20 protein-coding genes and 1 pseudogene are annotated in these 23192 nt (G+C 61.2%); 14 read left to right on the forward strand and 7 right to left on the reverse strand.

The window, feature by feature from the left end; genetic code table 11:
• Positions 1–8: 8 nt before the first annotated feature.
• Positions 9–623: a GNAT family N-acetyltransferase gene (locus tag SOP85_RS07630; protein ID WP_323626567.1), complete on the forward strand. Its 615-nt coding sequence runs from the start codon at positions 9–11 to the stop codon at positions 621–623.
• Here SOP85_RS07630 and SOP85_RS07635 read toward each other — a convergent pair.
• Both SOP85_RS07635 and SOP85_RS07640 read right to left on the reverse strand, forming a co-directional pair.
• Entirely contained in the window at positions 589–1482 is an 894-nt protein-coding gene (locus SOP85_RS07635; protein ID WP_323626568.1) for a LysR family transcriptional regulator, read from the reverse strand. The genes SOP85_RS07630 and SOP85_RS07635 overlap by 35 nt on opposite strands.
• Positions 1483–1569: 87 nt before the next feature.
• Positions 1570–1803 carry a hypothetical protein gene (locus SOP85_RS07640; RefSeq protein ID WP_274077006.1) on the reverse strand — a complete coding sequence of 78 codons (234 nt, stop codon included), beginning with the start codon at positions 1801–1803 and terminating at the stop codon, positions 1570–1572.
• Positions 1804–1986: 183 nt separating this feature from the next.
• Between SOP85_RS07640 and SOP85_RS07645 the strand changes: the two genes are divergently transcribed.
• Positions 1987–2547, forward strand: coding sequence for an NADPH-dependent FMN reductase (locus tag SOP85_RS07645; RefSeq protein ID WP_274077005.1), 561 nt, complete (start codon positions 1987–1989; stop codon positions 2545–2547).
• Positions 2548–2556: 9 nt separating this feature from the next.
• On the opposite strand, the gene SOP85_RS07650 is transcribed toward SOP85_RS07645, so the two are convergent.
• Positions 2557–3216 carry a TetR/AcrR family transcriptional regulator gene (locus SOP85_RS07650; protein WP_323626569.1) on the reverse strand — a complete coding sequence of 220 codons (660 nt, stop codon included), beginning with the start codon at positions 3214–3216 and terminating at the stop codon, positions 2557–2559.
• Between the two features lie 55 nt (positions 3217–3271).
• Between SOP85_RS07650 and SOP85_RS07655 the strand changes: the two genes are divergently transcribed.
• Positions 3272–4375, forward strand: a complete 1104-nt coding sequence (locus SOP85_RS07655) for a DUF2855 family protein (protein ID WP_323626570.1) — start codon at positions 3272–3274, stop codon at positions 4373–4375.
• Between the two features lie 103 nt (positions 4376–4478).
• On the opposite strand, the gene SOP85_RS07660 is transcribed toward SOP85_RS07655, so the two are convergent.
• Positions 4479–5429, reverse strand: coding sequence for a DUF1853 family protein (locus SOP85_RS07660; RefSeq protein ID WP_323626571.1), 951 nt, complete (start codon positions 5427–5429; stop codon positions 4479–4481).
• A 111-nt stretch (positions 5430–5540) separates the two neighbouring features.
• Here SOP85_RS07660 and SOP85_RS07665 point away from each other — a divergent pair, with 111 nt between their 5' ends.
• Genes SOP85_RS07665 through pepN form a run of 6 tightly spaced genes read left to right on the forward strand, consistent with a single transcriptional unit; the run spans position 5541 to position 12058 of the window.
• Positions 5541–6431: an NAD(+) kinase gene (locus SOP85_RS07665; protein ID WP_274077001.1), complete on the forward strand. Its 891-nt coding sequence runs from the start codon at positions 5541–5543 to the stop codon at positions 6429–6431.
• Positions 6431–7402: a metallophosphoesterase gene (locus tag SOP85_RS07670; protein WP_323626572.1), complete on the forward strand. Its 972-nt coding sequence runs from the start codon at positions 6431–6433 to the stop codon at positions 7400–7402. Before SOP85_RS07665 ends, SOP85_RS07670 begins: the two co-directional genes overlap by 1 nt.
• Positions 7399–8268, forward strand: coding sequence for a rhomboid family intramembrane serine protease (locus tag SOP85_RS07675; RefSeq protein ID WP_323626573.1), 870 nt, complete (start codon positions 7399–7401; stop codon positions 8266–8268). Before SOP85_RS07670 ends, SOP85_RS07675 begins: the two co-directional genes overlap by 4 nt.
• 34 nt (positions 8269–8302) lie before the next feature.
• Positions 8303–8563, forward strand: coding sequence for a YeaC family protein (locus SOP85_RS07680; protein ID WP_274076998.1), 261 nt, complete (start codon positions 8303–8305; stop codon positions 8561–8563).
• Positions 8560–9390 carry a DUF2797 domain-containing protein gene (locus SOP85_RS07685; protein WP_274076997.1) on the forward strand — a complete coding sequence of 277 codons (831 nt, stop codon included), beginning with the start codon at positions 8560–8562 and terminating at the stop codon, positions 9388–9390. The genes SOP85_RS07680 and SOP85_RS07685 overlap by 4 nt, the downstream gene beginning before the upstream one ends.
• 10 nt (positions 9391–9400) lie before the next feature.
• Positions 9401–12058, forward strand: a complete 2658-nt coding sequence (gene pepN, locus SOP85_RS07690) for an aminopeptidase N (protein WP_323626575.1) — start codon at positions 9401–9403, stop codon at positions 12056–12058.
• Positions 12059–12200: 142 nt separating this feature from the next.
• Here the strand turns inward: pepN and SOP85_RS07695 are convergent.
• A pseudogene (locus SOP85_RS07695) lies at positions 12201–12320 on the reverse strand (outer membrane lipoprotein carrier protein LolA); the annotation flags it as partial.
• 289 nt (positions 12321–12609) lie between these two features.
• Between SOP85_RS07695 and SOP85_RS07700 the strand changes: the two are divergent.
• Positions 12610–13662, forward strand: a complete 1053-nt coding sequence (locus SOP85_RS07700; protein ID WP_323605840.1) for a YCF48-related protein — start codon at positions 12610–12612, stop codon at positions 13660–13662.
• Positions 13663–13690: 28 nt separating this feature from the next.
• Positions 13691–16075 carry an efflux RND transporter permease subunit gene (locus tag SOP85_RS07705; RefSeq protein WP_323626576.1) on the forward strand — a complete coding sequence of 795 codons (2385 nt, stop codon included), beginning with the start codon at positions 13691–13693 and terminating at the stop codon, positions 16073–16075.
• A 169-nt stretch (positions 16076–16244) separates the two neighbouring features.
• Here the strand turns inward: SOP85_RS07705 and SOP85_RS07710 are convergent, their stop codons facing one another.
• Together SOP85_RS07710 and SOP85_RS07715 are read right to left on the reverse strand one after the other, a co-directional pair.
• The gene (locus tag SOP85_RS07710; RefSeq protein WP_323605836.1) at positions 16245–16964 is read right to left on the reverse strand and encodes a FadR/GntR family transcriptional regulator; all 720 of its coding nucleotides are present in this window, start codon (positions 16962–16964) and stop codon (positions 16245–16247) included.
• Positions 16965–17166: 202 nt separating this feature from the next.
• Positions 17167–18903, reverse strand: coding sequence for an IlvD/Edd family dehydratase (locus SOP85_RS07715; RefSeq protein ID WP_166620189.1), 1737 nt, complete (start codon positions 18901–18903; stop codon positions 17167–17169).
• 193 nt (positions 18904–19096) lie between these two features.
• Here SOP85_RS07715 and SOP85_RS07720 point away from each other — a divergent pair, with 193 nt between their 5' ends.
• The 3 genes from SOP85_RS07720 (at position 19097) to SOP85_RS07730 (ending at position 23152) form a co-directional block, all read left to right on the forward strand.
• Positions 19097–20419 (forward strand): MFS transporter, encoded by a 1323-nt coding sequence (locus SOP85_RS07720; protein ID WP_274076992.1) that lies wholly within the window; start codon positions 19097–19099, stop codon positions 20417–20419.
• A gap of 155 nt (positions 20420–20574) precedes the next feature.
• The gene (gene araD1 / locus SOP85_RS07725; RefSeq protein WP_274076991.1) at positions 20575–21567 is read left to right on the forward strand and encodes an AraD1 family protein; all 993 of its coding nucleotides are present in this window, start codon (positions 20575–20577) and stop codon (positions 21565–21567) included.
• Between the two features lie 10 nt (positions 21568–21577).
• Positions 21578–23152, forward strand: a complete 1575-nt coding sequence (locus SOP85_RS07730) for an aldehyde dehydrogenase (NADP(+)) (RefSeq protein ID WP_442967898.1) — start codon at positions 21578–21580, stop codon at positions 23150–23152.
• Positions 23153–23192 lie beyond the last annotated feature (40 nt).

The raw sequence follows: 23192 nt of genomic DNA on the forward strand, positions 1-23192 counted from the left end.
TTCCCAGTATGCAACCGGTCATGAATCCGAATTACCCAGGGCTGTCGGTGCGCGTCGCCGACGAGGGCTTTGCCGCTTATATCTGGGGCAGTGATTTCAGTTTTGAAGTCGCCGCCTACGGTGCTCCTGAAATAGGCCAGCCGGTGGAGCAGTGGCGGGTCACGCCGATCATCCCGTATCGCAAGTGCTATGGCATCGATCCGGAGGAGTTCAGCAGCTTTCGCGATGCCGCCGACAGTGCGATTTTCATGGCGTACATGGACGATGAGCCTGTGGGCCACCTGGTGATCAGCACCAACTGGAATGGCTTTGCCCACATCGACGAACTGGCGGTGCACGCACCGGCCAGGCGCCACGGCGTGGCCAAGGCATTGCTGGATGTCGCGCAGTTCTGGAGTCGCAAGAAGAAACTGCCGGGCATCATGCTCGAAACCCAGAACAACAACCTGGGCGCCTGCCGGCTTTACGAGCGTTGCGGCTACGTGATTGGCGGCATCGACCATCTGCGTTATCGCGGGATTGACCCCAATACCGCCGAAGTGGCGCTGTTCTGGTACCGATTCTTCGACAACCCGCTGGAACACCCGATCAGTTCGCCAACATCGCCGCGGCTTGTTCCGTGATGATCGCCAGCAACGCCTGAATGGCCGGCCCGGGCTCGCCGTTCTTCAGGGTCAGGGAGTAGAGGCTGACCGGCACGGCCGGTGCCAGCGGGCAGGCATCGAGCCCGGCCCCTTTGGCGCCGAGGGCGGTAAAGGGGTCGACAATGGCCAAACCTTCACCGGCCTCGACCATGCTGCGCATCATCTGGTGAGTCTGTACCCGGGTCTGAATGACCGGCGCCGGCCGCAGCGCATGCAGTTTGTGTTCAAGCGCCGGGCTGAGCGGGTCATGTCCTTCCAGGCCCACCATTGCCTGACCGGCCAGGTCCTGCAGCGAGATGTACTTCTGCTTGGGTTGCAGCCAGCCGTGGGGGGCGAGCAGCTGCAGCTTGCCTTGGGCGATCGGCTGACAATGGATATCGGCATGCTCGGGATCGTGCAGGCTCAGGCCGAGGTCGCTTTCGCGCAGCAACAGGCTTCGGACGATATCGCGGGTGGGTTGGCTCAGGAGCGTGCAGGGCGCGTCGGGCAGGCGACGGCGCAGGGCGGCGATGCTTTGCGGCAACAAGTGCTGGGCCAGGGGCGGGGTGCAGATGATGCGCAGCGGCGGGGCCAGGTATTGCCGCAGGCTGTTGGCCAGGCGTTGCACCGGTTCGAGGGCATCGTAGAGGCGGGTGATTTCGACCTGCAACTCCCGCGCCTCACGCGTGGCCTGCAAACGCCCGCGAACGCTGGCGAACAGCATGAAACCCAACTGATCCTCGGCGTCGCGCAGGATGCGTTCGACTTCGGCCACCGGCAACTGCAGCCATTCGGCGGCGGTGCCCAGGTGACCGGTCTGCAGGAGCGCCTGGATCACTTCGATATGGCGTAAGCGCATGCGTGAAGTCCATGTTCAGCAGGTGAGGAGTCAGTGTCTGAATCCTAACCCAAGTCTGCGCATCTGCCTTCTGCTCATAACACCGGGTTATGAAACGACGTTTACCGGTTCGCGGGTAATGGTCACGCCCGATTGCACCAGCATGAATTCGTTTTCATCGAGCTTGTTCACGCGATCGCCAATGGCCAGCTTATACGTGGTGACAGGCGTCGAGCCTGCGTAGCCGTCTGCCGGCGGGGTGGATTCCTGGAACTCATGTACGGAATAAATGCGGCCTTCCGCGTCTCTTGCATGGAACTGACCGACGAGTACTGCTGCCATCTGCTTAGAACCTCTGGAGATAAATCACTCAATGTGCGGTGGATAGACCGCCACTGAGCACGGTAAGTTTTCCTACGTAAAAAAAATATAATCAGGACGCAGATATACCCATGTTCATTGGTCGAACCGTCGCCTGATCATCTATAACTACAGGCTCCTCCCACGGACAATCGAGAGTCTTCCATGAGCAATGTCTATAACGTCGCCGTAGTGGTCGGCAGCCTGCGCAAAGCATCGATCAACCGCAAGGTCGCCCTCGCGCTGGCGGATCTGGCGCCGGCCAACCTCAAGCTGGAAATCGTCGAAATCGGTGATTTGCCACTGTACAACGAAGACATCGATGGTGCTTCACCGCCGGCAGCCTACAGTACTTTCCGACAACAAGTCAGTTCATCCGACGCAGTGCTGTTCGTCACCCCGGAATACAACCGTTCGGTGCCGGCCCCGTTGAAAAATGCCATCGACGTGGGTTCGCGGCCTTATGGCAAGAGTGCCTGGAGTGGCAAGCCGGGTGCGGTGATCAGTGTTTCCCCGGGTGCAGTCGGTGGATTCGGGGCCAATCACAACTTGCGCCAGTCCATGGTGTTTCTCGATGTGCCATTGATGCAGCAGCCTGAAGCCTACCTGGGCGGCGCCGGTTCCGCGTTCGACGAGGCGGGCAACCTGTCTGAATCCGTCAGGCCGTTCCTGCAGAAATTCATCGATGCCTACGGCAAGTGGGTCGAGCAGCATAAAAAGCTGTGATGCCCGTGACTACTTAGCGCTGGCCAGTCGGCCACAGATCAGCGTTTCCATTTCCGACAACCATGCGGCGGTTTGCGCCGCCGCAGGTTGTGCGGTAACGCAATAACGCCGTCCGCCCCAGGCCATGATGACCCACGCATCGATGGTTGTCTGTGAGGGCTGAACAGGCAAGTCGCTACAGGCGGCGAGCGCTTCGCCCCATTTGCGTGACAGTTCTTCGAACACCCTTCGATGATGTTTCGGCTCGGCGATCTGGTGTTCGATGAGCGAAACGGCATGGTTGAACAGGGGCTGGCGGTCGTCGACGGGATTGCAGGTCATGTAGATCAGGCGTTTGATCCGGGTCGGCCAGTCCAGGTCATTGGCTTGTACCACCGATTCATCCATGTGCTGTAACAGGGCATCCAGTTGATGCCGTATGTAACCGGACAGCAGCGCCTCCTTGCTCGGGAAATAGTCGTACAGCGTGCCAACCGCAACGCCTGCTTCCAGTGCCACTTCCCGGGTGGTCAGACCGGCCCAGCCATTTCTTTGCCAAATCCGAACAAAAGCCTGGTAAATCGCTTCGACGGTGAAAATCGCCCGGGCCTGACTCGGCCGTTTCAGCGGTTTTGCCCGGGGATTGACGGCGGGCTCGCCGCCCTTGGAGTTTCCGAACCCGCTCTTCATTGGCTGCCATTACTCTGGTGCTACCCGCCACGTTTGCGCAGCAGGAGACTGAAAAATGCAAAGTCCAATTACCGTAACACGGCTGATCACCCGTAAAAACGCCCTTGACCAAAGCCGGATCGAGCAGGTGCAACGAAGCCTGGTTCCGGCAACCGGCGAGGTGATCCTGAAGATTGACCGTTGCGCGCTGACGACCAACAACATTACCTACGCCGCCTATGGCCATTCGATGAACTACTGGGGGTTCTTTCCTACAGGGTTGGCGGAATGGGGCCATGTGCCTGCCTGGGGATTCGCCGATGTCGTGGCGTCTGACGTGGCTGGCATCAAGGTTGGGGAGCGCTTCTACGGCTACTTTCCCCTGGCCAGCCATCTGTGGATGCGCCCGGAGCGGGTCACCGAACGTGGTTTCTACGACGGTGCCGAACATCGACTCGGGCTGACCTCGGCGTACAACCAATACACCCGTTGCAGTTGGGATGCGTACTACAGCCCGAAAACCGAAAACCTGCAGATTCTGCTCAAGCCGCTGTTCCTGACCTCTTCCATGCTTGCGGACTTCTTGCAGGACAAGCAGTTCTTCGGAGCAGCCCGGCTGGTGTTCTCCAGCGCTTCGAGCAAAACTGCCTATGGCACCGCAGTCTGCCTGGGCGATCATCCCGGGCTGGAACGGGTAGCGCTGACCTCTGCCGGCAACAAATCCTTTGTCGAGACCCTTGGGTGCTACGAGCGAGTGGTGTCTTACGCCGAGCTGGCGAACCTGCCCAATGACCGTCCTACGCTGTATGTGGACTTTTCCGGCGACCTTGATTTGCGTGATCGGGTGCACCGGCATTTTGCCGGGCGGTTGGTCTATAGCTGCTTTGCCGGCTCGGCGCAAAGTACCGATGAGGCTCGGCTTACGGCCATTGAGGGGCCGCAACCGGTGTTCTTTTTTGCGCCGATTCAGATCCGCAAGCGCAATGCCGAATGGGGGCCGGAAGGGGTGAGTCAGCATATTGGTGAGGGATTGCTGCAGTTTTTCCGGAAGGTGACGGGTGGTGAGCCGCCGTTGTTGGAGGTGGTGGAAGGTCATGGGTATGAAGCGGCGCAGGCGCTTATTTCCCGTTTGTTTCATGGAGAGGTCGCGCCGGTGGAGGGGCATGTGATTAGGTTGTGACCAGGTTGACCCCATCGCCAGCAGGCTGGCTCCCACAGGGGAATGCATTTCAAATGTGGGAGCCAGCCTGCTGGCGATGGGGCCAGTTGAATCAGCAAAAAACTCAACCCTGCCCCGGCACATTCGGCCAAAGATCGGCCACCAGAAACAACCGCTCCGCTTCCTCCCAATCACCCAAAGCATTTTCCGTAAGACGCACCAGCAATTGCGCCGGCGCCAGAGGCTCCAGTTCGCTCAGCCAGGCATTCAACTGTTCAGCGCCCCACGTCTGCTCCCCGGGGTAGTGCGCCGGTGCCAGCCAGGCATGGCGGGGCAGGGGTTGCCAGCGGCCGGGCGGGCTCTGGGCGAAGAACGCCGGCCAGTCCTTTTGATGCAGCCAGCGACCGCGCAAGTGCTGGGGATGCGCGCCACTGGGCGATGATGCCTGTCCCGGCCAGGGATAAAGCAAATAGCCGCCCAGCCACAAATGCGCATTGAACTGGCGGATATCCAGCGCCGCCAGCACCTCGCGACTCTCCGGGCGCGCGGAGATTGGCAGTTGGTGCTGGCTCAGGTGCGCCAGTTTGCGGTCCAGCCGATCGTGGCAACCCGGACCGAGCCACTGCGCGGCGTCTTGTCCGTCGCCGTTCTGCGGGCCGAGGTACAACTTGATCGCCAGTTCCAGGTGATGCACGCCGTCGCGATCGCGCAGCAGCATGTCCAGCTCGCCCAGGGTGTGACCCTCGCGACGGATCGGCATGTTGGCGGCAATCAACTCGATCCCCGGCGCATGCTGCACGGCGAACTGCCAGAGTCGCTCATAATAAAGGCCCAGGCGGCGGGTACGGGCCTGGGCCAGCCAGTGCAGCAAGCCGTAACTGTCCCGGTCGAGTTTTCGCAGCCAGTTTTCCAGCTGTTCCGGGGCCTGCACCCAGTCGCTGCCGGCCAGCGGATGACGTTGTGGCCAGGGCGTGGCGCTGAGCATCGGCGGGGCGAGGATGACCCACGCCAGGTCGCGCACTTCGGGGTGGCGCAACTGGTGGGGTAACTGCAGCAAATCTGGGAATAGGATCATCTTGCGAGCATAGCCCGAATCGCGGGCACACCTTGAAGCTGAAAGGATTTTGTCTATCCCGTGCTTTCGCCCATAATCGTGCTTTTCGCCGTCACAGAGCTTAGGGGCCCCATGGAGCAATTTCGCAATATCGGCATCATCGGTCGCCTGGGCAGTTCCCAGGTGCTGGATACCGTACGCCGACTGAAACGTTTTCTGCTCGATCGTCACCTGCACGTGATCCTCGAAGACACCATTGCCGAAGTCCTGCCGGGCCACGGTTTGCAAACCTCGTCGCGCAAGATGCTCGGTGAGGTCTGCGACATGGTCATCGTGGTAGGCGGTGATGGCAGCCTGCTGGGCGCGGCCCGTGCCCTGGCCAAGCATAATATCCCGGTGCTTGGCATCAACCGCGGCAGCCTGGGGTTTCTCACCGACATCCGCCCCGATGAGCTGGAAACCAAGGTCGCCGAAGTGCTTGACGGCCACTATCTGGTGGAAAACCGTTTCCTGCTGCAGGCCGAAGTTCGCCGCCACGCCGAAGCCATTGGCCAGGGCGATGCCCTGAACGATGTGGTGCTGCACCCCGGCAAATCGACACGCATGATCGAGTTCGAACTGTACATCGACGGCCAGTTCGTCTGCAGCCAGAAAGCCGACGGCCTGATCGTCGCCACGCCCACCGGTTCCACGGCCTATGCGCTCTCGGCCGGTGGCCCGATCATGCATCCCAAGCTCGACGCTATTGTGATTGTGCCGATGTACCCCCATACCTTGTCAGGCCGGCCGATTGTGGTCGATGGCAACAGTGAGCTGAAAATCGTCGTGTCCAAGGATATGCAGATTTACCCGCAAGTCTCGTGTGACGGGCAGAACCACTTTACCTGTGCGCCCGGCGACACCATCACCGTGAGCAAAAAGGCGCAGAAGTTGCGGCTGATCCACCCGCTCGATCACAACTACTATGAAGTGTGCCGGACCAAGCTCGGCTGGGGCAGCCGGTTGGGTGGTGGAGGCGACTGATGCTCGATCCCGCGCGTAGCTACGACCTGATCGGTGACGTGCACGGTTGCGCTCTGACCCTTGAGCACTTGCTCGACCGGCTCGGTTACCACAAGCAAGCGGGCGTCTGGCGCCATGCCTCGCGCATGGCGGTGTTCGTCGGCGACATCATCGACCGCGGTCCGCGGATTCGCGAGGCGCTGCACATCGTCCATGACATGGTCGAGGCCGGCCAGGCGCTGTGCATCATGGGCAACCACGAATTCAATGCCCTGGGCTGGGTCACCCCGGCGCTGCCTGGCAGCGGCAAGCAGTTCGTGCGCGAACACACCCCGCGCCATGCGCGCCTGCTGCACGAGACCCTGAGCCAGTTCGAACACCATCCGGCGGACTGGCATGACTTCCAGCAGTGGTTCTATGAACTGCCCCTGTTCGTCGATGCCGGACGCTTCCGGGTGGTGCATGCCTGTTGGGACGCCGGCTTGATCGAGCCGTTGCGGGCCTTGTTCCCCGATGGCTGTGTCGATGAGCACTTCCTCCAGTCCTCGGCCGTGCCCGGCAGTTTCGCCTGCACCGTGTTCGACCGCCTGTTGCGCGGCACCGACATGCGCCTGCCCCATGGCCTGACCATGACCAGCGGCGACGGCCTGACCCGCGCGTTCTTCCGCACCAAATTCTGGGAAGAGGATCCGCAAACCTACGGAGACATCGTGTTCCAACCCGACGCCTTGCCCGACCCGGTGGCCCGCACGCCACTGTCGTCCACCGAGAAAAACACGCTGTTGCGCTACGGCATCGACGAACCGTTGCTGTTCGTCGGCCATTACTGGCGCAGCGGCAAACCGGCACCGATTCGTCCGAACCTGGCGTGCCTGGACTACAGTGCGGTGCTCTACGGAAAACTGGTGGCCTATCGCCTGGACCAGGAAACCCGGCTCGATCCGCACAAGTTTGTCTGGGTCGATGTCGAGCGACCGGAGGTGCTGCAATGAGCAAGATTGCAGTCTTGCGCCTGCCGTTGGCGGTGGATTTGAGCGGTTTCGTCAAGTTGTTGCAACGCATGCAGGTGCCGCATCGGGTCAGCGAGGAAGCGGGCGAGCAGGTGCTGTGGGTGCCGGAAAACATCAGCCACGACGTGCGGGTGCTGTACGAACGATATCCCGAGGGCGATCCGGAGCAGAAGCTCGACATTCCGGTGGCACAGACGATGCGACGGCCGAACTTCGCCGACCAGCTACGCCATGGCAAAGCCACTGCCACGGTGCTGCTGCTGAGCCTGATCGTCGGCGCGCTGACGCTGCTGGGCGATAACCTGACGACATTGCGCTGGCTGACCTTTCTCGATTTTCGCGTGGTCGGCGAGTACATCCATTTCGTACCGTTGGCCGACAGCCTGGCGGCGGGGCAATGGTGGCGCCTGGTGACACCGATGCTGATCCACTTCGGCATCCTGCACCTGGCCATGAACGGCATGTGGTATTGGGAGCTGGGGCGGCGCATCGAGTCGCGCCAGGGCAGTATCAACCTGATCGGTCTGACCTTGCTGTTCAGCCTCGTGTCCAACTATGCCCAGTATGTTTTCAGCGGCCCGACCCTGTTTGGCGGCTTGTCCGGCGTGCTGTACGGCCTGCTCGGGCACTGCTGGATCTTTCAGGTCCTGTCGCCGAACAGCGCCTATCGCCTGCCCCGCGGGGTGTTGGCGATGATGCTGATATGGCTGCTGCTGTGCCTGTCCGGGCTGGTCTCGATGATCGGCTTCGGCGAAATTGCCAACGCGGCCCACGTCGGCGGGTTGCTCGTCGGATGCTTGACCGGCTTGTTGGGTGGTTTGTACAACCGCCGTAAACTGGCCGCCTAAAACTGTTATGTGATTCAAAGAGCGCGGAGACCCAATGTCCTCTTTCAACGAAATGATCAAGAACATCACCCCGGACATCTACCAGAGCCTGAAACTGGCGGTGGAAATCGGTAAATGGTCCGACGGTGGCAAGCTCACCGCCGAACAACGCGAACTGTCGTTGCAGGCGATGATCGCCTGGGAAGTCAAGAACCTGCCTGAAGAAGAGCGTACTGGCTACATGGGCCCGCAGGAATGCAGCTCCAAGTCGATTCAAGTGCCCAATATCCTGTTCAAGTCGGATGCCATCCATTGATCGAGATTGGCCGCGGTGCAATCAGTAAAATGTCGGCGCGCCTGGACGGGCCGAACGTGCAATACGCATTTCGCCTGGGCGACGTCGAGGTTCCGGTCAATCCGTTGATCGGCACCACGGTGCGCCTGGAATACCTGGGGGCGATTCACTGCACCCATTGCGGACGCAAGACCAAGACCAGTTTCAGCCAGGGTTACTGCTACCCGTGCATGACCAAGCTGGCCCAGTGCGACGTGTGCATCATGAGCCCGGAACGCTGCCATTTCGACGCCGGCACCTGCCGGGAGCCGGAGTGGGGCCAGACGTTCTGCATGACCGATCACATCGTGTACCTGTCGAATTCCTCCGGGGTCAAGGTCGGGATCACCCGCGCCACCCAGTTGCCGACCCGCTGGATCGACCAGGGCGCCAGTCAGGCCTTGCCGATCATGCGCGTCGCGACCCGCCAGCAATCAGGCTTCGTCGAAGACCTGTTCCGCAGCCAGGTCGCCGACAAGACCAACTGGCGCGCCTTGCTCAAGGGCGATGCGGTGTCGGTGGACCTGCCGCAGATCCGTGACCAGTTGTTCGACAGCTGCGCCGAGGGCCTGCAAGGACTGCAGGAACGATTCGGCCTGCAGGCGATCCAGACGATTGCCGACGTCGAACCGCTGGAAATCCGCTTTCCGGTCGAGCAGTATCCGGCGAAGATCGTCAGCTTCAACCTGGACAAGAACCCGATTGCCGAAGGCACGCTGATGGGAATCAAAGGTCAGTACCTGATCTTCGATACCGGCGTGATCAACATTCGTAAATACACGGCTTATCAGCTCGCCGTGCATAGTTAAGGACTCCAGCATGCGCACCGAACAACCGAAGATGATCTACCTCAAGGACTATCAGGCGCCCGAGTACCTGATCGACGAAACGCACCTGACCTTCGAGTTGTTCGAGGACCACAGCCTGGTCCATGCGCAACTGGTGATGCGCCGCAACCCCGAGCGAGGCCCGGGGTTGCCGCCGCTGGTACTGGATGGCCAGCAGCTGGAATTGCTGTCGGTCACCTTGGCCGACCAGGAGCTTTCTGCAGCCCAGTACCAGCTGACCGAAAATCACCTGACCCTGCAGCCGACCAGCACCACGTTCACGGTCGACACCAGCGTGCGCATCCACCCGGAAACCAATACTGCGCTGGAAGGCCTGTACAAGTCCGGCACGATGTTCTGCACCCAGTGCGAGGCCGAAGGCTTCCGCAAGATCACCTATTACCTCGACCGCCCGGACGTGATGAGCACGTTCACCACCACGGTGGTCGCCGAGCAGCACAGCTATCCGGTGCTGCTGTCCAACGGCAACCCGATTGCCTCGGGGCCTGGTGAAGACGGCCGGCACTGGGCGACCTGGGAAGACCCGTTCAAGAAGCCGGCCTACCTGTTTGCGCTGGTGGCCGGTGATTTGTGGTGCGTCGAAGACAGCTTCACCACCATGAGCCAGCGCTCCGTGGCGCTGCGCATTTATGTCGAGCCGGAAAACATCGACAAGTGCCAGCACGCCATGAACAGCCTGAAGAAGTCCATGCGCTGGGACGAAGAGGTCTACGGTCGCGAGTACGACCTGGACATTTTCATGATCGTCGCCGTGAACGACTTCAACATGGGCGCCATGGAGAACAAGGGGCTCAACATCTTCAACTCCAGCGCCGTGCTGGCCAAGGCCGAAACCGCCACCGACGCCGCGCACCAGCGGGTCGAGGCGATCGTAGCCCACGAATACTTCCACAACTGGTCGGGCAACCGCGTGACCTGCCGCGACTGGTTCCAGTTGTCGCTCAAGGAAGGTTTTACCGTGTTCCGCGATTCCGGCTTCTCCGCCGACATGAACTCGGCCACGGTCAAGCGTATCCAGGACGTCGCCTACCTGCGTACCCACCAGTTCGCCGAAGATGCCGGTCCCATGGCCCACGCGGTGCGCCCGGACAGCTTCATCGAAATCTCCAACTTCTACACCCTGACCGTGTACGAAAAGGGTTCGGAAGTGGTCGGCATGATCCACACCCTGCTGGGCGCCGAAGGCTTCCGTAAAGGCAGCGACCTGTACTTCGAGCGCCATGACGGCCAGGCCGTGACCTGCGATGACTTCATCAAGGCCATGGAAGATGCCAACGGCGTCGACCTGTCCCAGTTCAAGCGCTGGTACAGCCAGGCCGGTACCCCGCGCCTGGTGGTGAGCGAGTCCTACGACGCCGCGGCGAAAACCTACAGCCTGACCTTCCGCCAGAGCTGCCCGGCAACGCCGGACAAGGTGGAAAAACTGCCGTTCGTGATTCCGGTCGAACTCGGTCTGCTCGATAGCCAGGGCGGTGAAATGGTCCTGCGTCTTGCCGGTGAAGCGGCGGCGCAAGGCACTTCCCGAGTGATCTCGGTGACCGAAGCCGAGCAGACGTTCACCTTCGTCGACATCGCCGAACAGCCGCTGCCGTCGCTGCTGCGTGGTTTCTCGGCGCCGGTGAAACTGAGCTTCCCGTACAACCGTGACCAACTGATGTTCCTGATGCAGCACGACAGCGACGGCTTCAATCGTTGGGATGCGGGTCAGCAACTGTCGGTGCAGGTGCTGCAGGAACTGATCGCCCAGCAGCAGAATGGCGAGGCGCTGGTGCTCGATCAGCGTCTGGTTTCGGCCTTGCGTACCGTGCTGTCGGATGAGTCGCTGGACCAGGCGATGGTCGCCGAAATGCTCTCGCTGCCAAGCGAAGCCTACCTGACCGAAATCAGTGAAGTTGCCGATGTCGAGGCGATTCATACCGCCCGCGAGTTTGCCCGCAAGCAACTGGCCGATGCGCTGTTCGAAGGCCTGTGGCTGCGTTACCAGGCCAACCGCGACCTGTCCAAGCAGACCCCCTACGTGGCCGAAGCCGAGCATTTCGCCCGTCGCGCATTGCAGAACATTGCGCTGTCGTACCTGATGCTCAGCGGCAAGCCTGAAGTGCTGGCGGCGACGCTCGAACAGTTCGAGGCCTGCGACAACATGACCGAACGCCTGACTGCGCTTGCCGTACTGGTCAACTCGCCATTCGAAGAACAGAAGGCCAAGGCCCTGGCCAGCTTCGCCGAGCACTTCAAGGACAACCCGTTGGTCATGGACCAGTGGTTCAGCGTCCAGGCCGGCAGTGTGCTGCCCGGTGGCCTGGATCGGGTCAAGGGATTGATGCAGCACCCGGCGTTCAACATCAAGAACCCGAACAAGGTGCGCGCACTGATCGGCGCGTTCGCCGGGCAGAACCTGATCAACTTCCATGCGGCGGATGGTTCCGGGTATCGCTTCCTGGCGGATCTGGTCATTGAGTTGAACGGCTTCAATCCGCAGATTGCGTCCCGGCAGTTGGCGCCTTTGACGCGCTGGCGCAAGTACGATGATGCGCGTCAGGCCTTGATGAAAGGTGAGCTGGAGCGGATTCGGGCTTCGGGGCAACTGTCCAGCGATGTGTTTGAGGTGGTCAGCAAAAGCCTGGCTTGAGGTTGGTCTTGCTCCCGCAGTGTTCCTCGGACCCTGCGGGGGCATATCTCCCGCAGATGTACGCCGATCAACCTGTAGGAGCTGGCTTGCCAGCGATGGCTGCCTTATAGGCGATCCATCTCCCACAGATGTACTGCGATCAAACTGAGGGAGCGAGCCTGCTCGCGAAAAACCCGAGAGCGCCGTGGGGTGTCAGGCTTCCCGCGTCATCGTTGACCTCCATCGCGAGCAAGCTCGCTCCTACAGGTAAGAGCGAAACCATAAGTGGCCGTTACCTGAATAATGGATATGTACACCACCCCCCCAAAAAAAGCGCAATCACCCCACCTGATACCCAATCATTCAGAAATCCCCCATCCCCCTGCGGTTAACAAAACATAACGTGCCGTCGATTGTCAGCCCTTCAAGAACACCGATAGGATAAGCCAGCTTCCGAAGGGGCTCTGGATTGCGGGTTTCAAGACTATGCTTTGAAACAGGTCATCCCGCGAACACCCCTTACGGCGCCCTGAAAGGTTGAACGACCTAACAATAATAATGGGGGAAGGTCTATGAGTGAGCCTGTCATGGGTGTGGGTATCTGCCGCCCGCCGGCATTGCGCAAGTTCGCGTTGCTGGCTACAGCGCTCTCGCTGTTGGGCTGTGCCGTGTGGTCGGCACCGGTGCTGGCCGCTGATGCGCCGGCATCCGACGTTGTTTATTCCGTTGAATCGGCCAAGGCCAGCAAAAGCCTGGTGCTCGATGTCGTGCACGCCGGCAAGCGCCTGGTGGCGGTCGGGGATCGCGGGCACATTCTCTATTCCGATGACCAGGGCGCGACCTGGACCCAGGCCAAGGTGCCAACCCGGCAGCTGCTGACCTCGGTGTTCTTCGTCGATGACAAGCACGGCTGGGCCGTCGGTCATGACGCGCAGATCCTCGCCAGCGAGGACGGCGGTAGTACCTGGACCAAGCAATTCGAAGATCTGAAACGCGAATCGCCGCTGCTCGACGTCTGGTTTCAGGACGCCAGCAACGGCTTTGCCGTGGGTGCCTACGGGGCGCTGATGGCCACCACCGACGGCGGGAAAAACTGGGAAGACGTCAGCGATCGCCTGGACAACGAAGACCAGTTCCACCTCAATGCCATCACCGCAGTCAAGGATGCCGGGCTGTTCATCGTCGGCGAGCAGGGCAGCATGTTCCGCTCCGCCGATTGGGGCCAGACCTGGGAAAAGCTCGAAGGCCCGTATGAAGGTTCGCTGTTCGGTGTGATTGGCACCGCGCAACCCAACACGCTGTTGGCCTATGGCCTGCGCGGCAATCTGTACCGCTCCACCGATTTCGGCAGCAACTGGGAAAAAGTCGAGCTCAAGGCTGAGCGCGGTGACCTGGAGTTCGGTCTGTCCGGCGCGACCTTGCTTGACGATGGTTCGATCGTGATCGTTGGCAACGGCGGATCGGTGATCAGCAGCAGCGACAACGGTGAAACCTTCAGCGTGTTCAACCGTCGCGATCGTATCTCGCTGTCGTCGGTGGTCGCCGCAGGCAATGGCAATCTGATTCTGGCTGGACAGGGCGGCGTTCGCGCCACTTCGCCAAACGGCGCAGAGCTGGGCAAATGAGCCGGGTTAATAATAAGAAGGCGCAGCTATGACTTCCTTAAGCACACCTCATCAGGACAAGGCGACGTTTCTTGAGCGCCTGATCTTCAACAACCGCCCGGCAGTCATCACGATCTGCCTGCTGGTGAGTATTTTCCTGTTCTGGCAGGCGACGCTGATCCGGCCGTCCACCAGCTTTGAAAAAATGATCCCGCTCGAGCATCCATTCATTCAAAAGATGATGGAGCACCGCAACGATCTGGCAAACCTGGGCAACACCGTACGCATTTCCGTGGAAGCCACTGACGGCGACATCTTCTCCAAGGAGTACATGGAGACTCTGCGCCAGATCAACGACGAGGTGTTCTACATCTCCGGCGTCGATCGCTCCGGCCTCAAGTCTCTGTGGAGTCCGAGCATTCGCTGGACGGAAGTGACGGAGGAGGGTTTCGCTGGCGGTGAAGTGATCCCGCAGAGCTACAACGGCTCCCAGCAAAGCCTCGACCTGTTGCGCAACAACGTGCTCAAGTCCGGGCAGGTCGGGCGGTTGGTGGCCAACGACTTCAAATCGAGCATCGTCGACATCCCGCTGCTGGAGTCCTACCCGGACCCGCAGGACCAGGGCAAGCTGCTGGCGCTGGACTACCGCCGGTTTTCCCATGAGCTTGAAGACAAGATCCGCGACAAGTTCGAAGCACAGAACCCGAACGTGAAGATCCACATCGTCGGTTTCGCCAAGAAAGTCGGCGACCTGATCGACGGCCTGGTGATGGTGGTGATGTTCTTCGGCATCGCCTTCGTCATCACCCTGATCCTCCTGCTGTGGTTCACCAACTGCCTGCGCAGTACCGTTGCCGTGTTGAGCACGACGCTGGTGGCGGTGATCTGGCAGCTGGGGTTGATGCACTTCTTCGGCTTCGGGCTCGATCCGTACTCGATGCTGGTGCCGTTCCTGATCTTCGCCATCGGTATTTCCCATGGTGTGCAGAAGATCAACGGTATCGCCCTGCAATCGAGCGAGGCGGAAAACGCCCTGACTGCCGCGCGACGTACGTTCCGCCAACTGTTCCTGCCGGGGATGATCGCGATCCTCGCCGATGCCGTGGGCTTCATCACGCTGCTGATCATCGACATCGGTGTGATTCGCGAGCTGGCCATCGGCGCTTCCATCGGTGTGGCAGTGATCGTGTTCACCAACCTGATCCTGTTGCCGGTGGCGATTTCCTACGTCGGCATCAGCAAGCGCGCGGTCGAACGCAGCAAGAAAGACGCGGTGCGTGAACATCCGTTCTGGCGCCTGCTGTCGAACTTTGCCAGCGCCAAAGTTGCACCGGTGTCCATTCTCCTGGCGCTGGTCGCCTTCGGTGGCGGCCTGTGGTACAGCCAGAACCTGAAAATCGGTGACCTCGACCAGGGTGCGCCGGAGCTGCGCCCGGACTCGCGCTACAACAAGGACAACAACTTCATCATCAGCAACTACTCCACCAGTTCCGACGTGTTGGTGGTGATGGTCAAGACCAAGTCCGAAGGCTGCTCGCGCTACGAAGCCATGGCGCCGATCGACGAGCTGATGTGGAAGATGCAGAACACCGAGGGCGTGCAGTCGGCGATTTCCCTGGTGACCGTGTCCAAGCAGATGATCAAGGGCATGAACGAGGGCAACCTGAAATGGGAAACCCTGTCGCGTAACCCGGACGTGTTGAACAACTCCATCGCCCGTGCCGATGGCCTGTACAACAACAGCTGTTCATTGGCGCCGGTGCTGGTGTTCCTCAACGATCACAAGGCCGAAACCCTGGATCGCGCGGTGCATGCGGTGCAGGAATTCGCCAAGGAGCACAACACCGAAAACCTGGAGTTCATCCTGGCGGCCGGTAACGCGGGGATCGAGGCGGCTACCAACGAAGTGATCAAGAAGTCCGAGCTGACCATCCTGATCCTGGTGTATATCTGCGTCGCGGTCATGTGCATGATCACCTTCCGTTCCTGGGCGGCGACCCTGTGCATCGTGTTGCCACTGGTCCTGACGTCGGTGCTGGGCAACGCCCTGATGGCCTTCATGGGCATCGGCGTGAAAGTCGCGACGCTGCCGGTGGTAGCGCTGGGTGTGGGAATTGGCGTGGACTACGGCATCTACATCTACAGCCGCCTGGAAAGCTTCCTGCGTGCGGGCCTGCCGTTGCAGGAGGCGTACTACCAGACGTTGAAATCCACCGGCAAGGCCGTGCTGTTCACCGGTTTGTGCCTGGCGATCGGCGTGTGCACCTGGATCTTCTCGGCCATCAAGTTCCAGGCTGACATGGGCCTGATGCTGACCTTCATGCTGCTGTGGAACATGTTCGGTGCGTTGTGGCTGCTGCCGGCACTGGCGCGGTTCCTGATCAAGCCGGAGAAACTGGCGGGGCAGAAGGGCAATTCGCTGTTTGCTCACTGATCCAGGGCCGGAAACACAAAAGCCGTAGCCTCAGGGTTGCGGCTTTTTTACATCTAAAATTCACACCAGACCCCTGTAGGAGCTGGCTTGCCAGCGATGGTGTGTCAGACACATTGATGTCGACTGACACACCATCGCTGGCAAGCCAGCTCCTACAGGGGATCGCGTTTTATGAGGGATCGCTGCCTAGCACCACATTCAACGCACTGCGCGCATCATCGAGCTGCACCAGCGTCGCATGCCGCGCGCCCAACGCATCGCGGTTCTCGATCGCCGTGAGTATCGCCTTGTGCCGTGGCAGCGCCAGTTCATGCAGGTTCGGCCGCTGGTTGGAATGCTTCAATGCTTCGGCAATCGCCACCGACAGCATGTTGCACAGGTTGGCCAGCAAGTCGTTATGGGTGGCGTCTGCAATTCGGCTGTGGAAATCCAGGTCCGGTTGCAGCAGGGCTTCGGGCGTCGGCGCGGCCTCCATGCGTTGGTAGGCTTCACCGATGGAGGCGATATCCGCGTCGGTGGCGAACTGCGCGGCGAGGGCGGCGGCGGCCGGTTCGATGATGCTGCGCACACTGGTCAGCAGGTCGAAGAACTGGTTCTGCGGGCTGCTTTGCATCAGCCAATGCAGGACGTCCGGGTCGAGCATGTGCCATTCCTTGCGCGGCTTGACCACGGTGCCGACCCGCGGACGGGAGTACACCAGGCCTTTGGCGACCAGGACCCGGGTGGCTTCGCGCAACACTGGCCGGCTGACGGCATATTCCTCACAGAGCAGGGCCTCGGCAGGCAGTTTGTCGTCCGGCAGGAAACGTCCGGAGACGATCTGCATGCCCAGTTCCTGGACGATGCGCGAGTGCATGCTTTTGCGGTCGGAGGGTTTGCGGTAATCCATGGGGAACGGCGCGGTCCTGGGCGATGGAGATGGCGGGCATGATAGCAGGCGTGGGGAGTGACGGTCGCTAGCACCGGGTTTTGACTGGCGCAGAACGACTGTAGGAGCTGGCTTGCCAGCGAAGAGGCCCTGACAGCAAACATTAGGGTTGACTGTCAGGCCGCCTTCGCTGGCAAGCCAGCTCCTACAGGGGGCGGTGGTGTCAGTGAGAATGACGCGGTACTTCGGCCCCACGGCAACCGACCAGGAAGTCAAAGTCGCAACCCTGATCCGCCTGCAACACATGGTCGATGTACAGCTGACGGTAACCGCCCACCAGCAATTGCTGCGGTGGTTGCAAGTCAGCCATGCGCGCCGCCAGTTCAGCATCCGGAATATCCAGGTGCAACCGGCCGCTGGCACAGTCCAGCTCGATCCAGTCACCTTCCTTCACCGCCGCCAAAGGCCCACCGGCTGCGGCTTCCGGTGCCACGTGAAGGACAACCGTGCCATACGCGGTACCGCTCATGCGTGCATCGGAAATGCGCACCATGTCGGTCACGCCCTGGGCCAGCAGCTTGGCCGGCAGGCCCATGTTGCCGACTTCGGCCATGCCCGGATAACCCTTGGGCCCGCAGTTTTTCATGACCAGGATCGAGTTGGCATCCACGTCCAGTTCCGGGTCGTTAATGCGCGCCTTGTACATGTCGAAGTTCTCGAACACCACCGCACGCCCGCGATGTTGCATCAGCTCGGCACTGGCGGCGGAGGGCTTGAGCACCGCGCCCAGTGGCGCCAGGTTGCCGCGCAGTACACAGATCCCGCCGTCGGCGCGGATCGGGTTGTCGAGGGTACGGATCACTTCGTCCTCGCCATAGATCGGCGCGTCCCTGGTGTTCTCGCCGATGGATTTGCCGTTGACGGTCAAGGCGTTCGGGTTCGGGATCAGGTTGGCTTCGCCGAGACGGCGTAGTACCGCTGGCAAGCCACCGGCGTAGTAGAACTCTTCCATCAGGAAACGTCCGGACGGTTGCAGGTCGACGATGGTCGGCATGCCGCGACCGATGCGGGTCCAGTCGTCCAGGTCCAGCTCCACGCCGATGCGCCCGGCGATGGCCTTGAGGTGAATTACCGCGTTGGTCGAACCGCCAATGGCGGCGTTGACCCGGATGGCGTTTTCGAAAGCTTCCTTGGTCAGGATCTTCGACAGCTTCAAATCCTCCCGGACCATTTCCACGGCACGCATGCCGGACATGTGCGCCAACACATAACGCCGCGCATCGACGGCGGGAATCGCCGCGTTGTGGGGCAGGGAAGTGCCCAGTGCTTCGGCCATGCAGGCCATGGTCGATGCGGTACCCATGGTGTTGCAGGTACCGGCCGAGCGGGACATGCCGCCCTCGGCCGCAAGGAAGTCATCGATGGTGATGGTGCCGGCCTTGACCTGTTCGCTGAGCTGCCAGACCACGGTACCCGAACCGATGTCCTTGCCCTTGTGCTTGCCGTTGAGCATCGGCCCGCCGGTGACGACGATCGCCGGCACGTCGCAACTGGCCGCGCCCATCAGCAAGGCCGGGGTGGTCTTGTCACAACCGGTCAGCAGCACCACGCCGTCGATGGGGTTGCCGCGAATCGCTTCTTCGACGTCCATGCTCGCCAGGTTGCGGGTGAGCATGGCGGTCGGGCGCAGGTTGGATTCACCGTTGGAGAACACCGGGAACTCCACCGGGAAGCCCCCGGCCTCGATCACTCCGCGTTTGACGTGTTCCGCGATCTGGCGGAAATGCGCGTTGCACGGGGTCAGTTCCGACCAGGTGTTGCAGATGCCGATGATCGGCTTGCCATGGAACTGGTGGTCGGCGATGCCCTGATTCTTCATCCAGCTGCGGTACATGAAGCCGTTCTTGTCGGCGGTGCCAAACCATTGGGCGGAGCGCAGGGTGGGTTTCTTATCAGACATGATCGATTCTCTTATTGTATGACTATATTGTTCGAGCTGAAGCGTAACATATGCGCAAATTCGTCCGTTTGGAAGTGTTGTTGGGTAAATAGTATTACTATATAGTCGTTTTCAGCGGAGGGATGGCCCTGACGGTTTGCCGTGAGAGGCGTCCCCCGAGGTTCTATAACAACAACAATCGGAGACCGATCTCATGAGCCAGGAACTGCGGCTGATACGTCGCATCACGCTGAAACTGATTCCTTTCCTGATCCTGCTGTACCTGATCGCCTATGTGGATCGCTCCGCCGTAGGTTTCGCCAAGCTGCACATGGGCGCCGACATCGGCCTGGGCGATGCGGCGTACGGGCTGGGCGCAGGGCTGTTCTTCATTGGCTATTTCCTCCTGGAAATCCCCAGCAACCTGATGCTTGACCGTTTTGGCGCGCGGCGCTGGTTCGCGCGGATCATGGTCACCTGGGGCGCTATCACCATCGGCATGGCATTCGTCCAGGGGCCGAACAGCTTCTACCTGATGCGCTTTCTGCTCGGCGCGGCGGAAGCCGGGTTCTTTCCAGGCGTCCTGTACTACATCACCCAGTGGTTCCCGGTACGCCATCGCGGCAAGATCCTGGGCCTGTTCATCCTGTCCCAACCCATCGCGATGATGATCACCGGACCTATATCCGGTGGTTTGCTCGGCATGGAAGGGGTGTTCGGCCTGCATGGCTGGCAGTGGCTGTTCATCGTCATCGGCACCCCGGCGATCCTGCTGACCTGGCCGGTGCTGCGCTGGTTGCCGGATGGCCCGCAACAGGTGAAGTGGATGGACCAGGCGGAGAAGGACTGGCTCAGTGGCGAGCTGAAAAAGGACCTGGAGCAGTATGGCCAGACCCGTCATGGCAACCCGTTGCACGCCCTGAAGGACAAACGCGTGTTGCTGCTGGCGCTGTTCTACCTGCCGGTGACCCTGAGCATCTATGGCCTGGGCCTGTGGCTGCCGACCTTGATCAAGCAGTTCGGCGGCACTGATCTGGTGACCGGGTTCGTGTCATCGGTGCCGTACATCTTCGGGATCGTTGGTTTGCTGATCATCCCGCGCAGCTCCGATCGATTGAATGATCGGTATGGCCACCTGGCCGCTCTGTACGTGCTCGGTGCCATCGGCCTGTTCTTCAGTGCCTGGCTCTCGGTGCCGGTGTTGCAACTGGCGGCGCTGTGCCTGGTGGCGTTCTCGCTGTTTTCCTGCACGGCGATTTTCTGGACCTTGCCCGGTCGCTTCTTTGCTGGCGCGAGTGCGGCGGCGGGCATTGCCCTGATCAACTCGGTGGGCAACCTCGGCGGCTACATCGGCCCGTTCGTGATCGGCGCGCTCAAGGAGTACACCGGCAACCTCGCGTCGGGGCTGTATTTCCTGTCCTGCGTGATGTTGTTCGGCCTGGTGTTGACCGGCGTGGTGTATCGCCTGCTGGAGCGCAAGCATGTGTTGCCGGTGGATGAGTTTGCCGCCAGTGCGCGTGGGGCTACCCGTACCTGACACAAAAATCTGGCAATCACCACCACCCCTGTAGGAGCTGGCTTGCCAGCGATGGCGATCTATCTGACACATTGACGATGAATGTGCCGCCGCTTTCGCTGGCAAGCCAGCTCCTACAGGAGGGGGCGGTGTTTTCAAGTAAATGGAGAATATTCATGCGTTTGGTTCAGTTCGAATTGAGTAACGGCGAACGCCGCGTAGGCGTGGTCGAGGAAGGTCTGGTCCGTGAAGTGCAAGACGCCCGCACCGTGCGCGACCTGGCCCTGGCGGCGATCGAGGCGGGGTGCAATCTTGAGCAGCAGGTGCAGAGCCTCGGGTTGGGCATCAGCCATGACTACGCCGAGCTGCTGGCGCAACTGCGCATCCTGGCGCCGCTGGATCACCCGGACCCGGCGCACATGCTGGTCAGTGGCACCGGCCTGACTCACCTGGGCAGCGCGTCGGCCCGGGACAAGATGCACCAGCAGGCCGGTGATGAAGCTTCGATGACCGACACCATGCGCATCTTCAAGTGGGGCGTGGAGGGTGGCAAACCCGCGGCAGGCCAGGCGGGGGTCCAGCCGGAATGGTTCTACAAGGGCGACGGCAGCATTGTCGTACGCCCGGGCCAGCCGTTCCCGCTGCCACCCTTTGCCGAAGACGCCGGTGAAGAGCCTGAACTCAGCGGCCTCTACGTCATCGGTCACGACGGCAAGCCGTACCGCCTCGGTTTTGCCGTGGGCAACGAGTTTTCCGATCACGTCATGGAGCGCAAGAACTACCTGTACCTGGCCCACTCGAAACTGCGCAGTTGCAGCTATGGACCGGAGCTGCGGGTGGGCGAGCTGCCGCAACACCTGGCCGGTACCAGCCGTATCCTGCGCGATGGCCAGGTGCTGTGGCAGAACGAGTTCCTCAGCGGTGAGGCCAACATGTGCCACAGCCTGGCCAACCTCGAGTTCCACCATTTCAAGTACAGCCAGTTCCTGCGTCCGGGCGATGTGCACATCCACTTCTTCGGCACCGCGACCCTGTCGTTCGCCGATGGCATTCGCACGCAACCGGGCGATGTGTTCGAGATCAGCCAGGAAGAATTTGGCGCGCCGTTGATCAATGGCATCGCGCCTGTCGATGCGGCTTTCGAACCCGGCACCGTCGGCTCACTTTAAGGAGTTACCTATGATCCTTGGTCACAACTACATCGGCGGCCAGCGCAGTGCGTTGGGCAGCGTGACATTGCACAGCGTCGACGCCGAAACCGGCGAGGCGTTGCCCCATGCTTTCATCCAGGCCACCCCGGAAGAAGTCGATGCCGCCGCCAAGGCTGCCGCTGCAGCGTACCCGGCTTATCGCACCTTGAGTGCAGAGCGGCGCGCACAATTTCTCGACGCTATCGCCGATGAACTGGATGCGCTGGGGGATGAGTTCGTAAGCGTGGTGTGCCGCGAAACCGCGCTGCCTGCCGCACGGATTATCGGTGAGCGTGGCCGCACCAGCGGCCAGATGCGCCTGTTCGCCGCTGTGCTGCGGCGTGGCGACTTCTACGGCGCGCGCATCGACCAGGCCCTGCCTGAGCGTCAACCGTTGCCGCGTCCGGACCTGCGTCAGTACCGTATCGGGCTCGGACCGGTGGCGGTGTTCGGGGCCAGCAACTTTCCCTTGGCGTTCTCCACCGCCGGTGGCGACACCGCGTCGGCCCTGGCCGCCGGTTGCCCGGTGGTGTTCAAGGCCCATGGCGGCCACATGGCCACGGCCGAGCAGGTGGCCGATGCGATCATTCGCGCGGCACAGAAAACCGCGATGCCGGCCGGCGTGTTCAACATGATCTACGGCGGCGGGGTGGGTGAAGCGCTGGTCAAGCATCCGGCCATCCAGGCGGTGGGCTTTACCGGTTCGCTCAAGGGTGGTCGAGCCTTGTGCGACATGGCCGCGGCACGCCCGCAACCGATCCCGGTGTTTGCCGAAATGTCCAGCATCAACCCGGTGATCGTGCTGCCCCAGGCGCTGCAGGCGCGCACGGAAACCATCGCCCGTGGCCTGTCGGCTTCGGTGGTCCAGGGTTGCGGCCAGTTCTGCACCAACCCTGGCCTGGTGATCGGCATCCGTTCGCCGCAGTTCACCGCCTTCCTCCAGTTACTGGCCGACATGATGGCCGACCAACCGGCGCAGACCATGCTCAACGCCGGGACCTTGGGCAGCTATGCCAAGGGCTTGCAAACATTGCTCGATCATCCTCGGATCGAACACCTGGCGGGCCATGCGCAACAGGGGCGGCAGGCGCAGCCGCAGCTGTTCAAGGCCGACGTCAACCTGCTGATCGAGGGCGACGGGGTGCTGCAAGCGGAAGTGTTCGGCCCCACCACCGTGGTGGTCGAAGTGGCGGATCAGGCGCAACTGAGCGCCGCGCTGCACGGCCTGCATGGTCAGCTGACCGCGACCATCATCGGCGAGCAGGCGGATTTCGAGCAGTTCAGCGAGCTGACCGGGTTGCTGGAGCAGAAGGTCGGACGAATCCTGCTCAATGGTTATCCCACCGGGGTGGAGGTGTGTGATTCGATGGTCCATGGCGGGCCGTATCCGGCGACGTCGGATGCGCGCGGCACGTCGGTGGGCACCCTGGCCATCGACCGTTTCCTGCGCCCGGTGTGTTTCCAGAACTATCCGGATAGCCTGTTGCCGGATGCGCTGAAAAACAGCAATCCGCTGGGTATCCAGCGCCTGGTGGATGGCCAACCGTCCCGCGAGGCGATCTGACCCCCCTGTGGGAGCGAGCTTGCTCGCGATGGACTTAAGG

Origin of the sequence: Pseudomonas sp. YuFO20, assembly GCF_035064975.1 — a bacterium.
GTDB classification, from domain to species: Bacteria; Pseudomonadota; Gammaproteobacteria; order Pseudomonadales; family Pseudomonadaceae; genus Aquipseudomonas; species Aquipseudomonas putida_AE.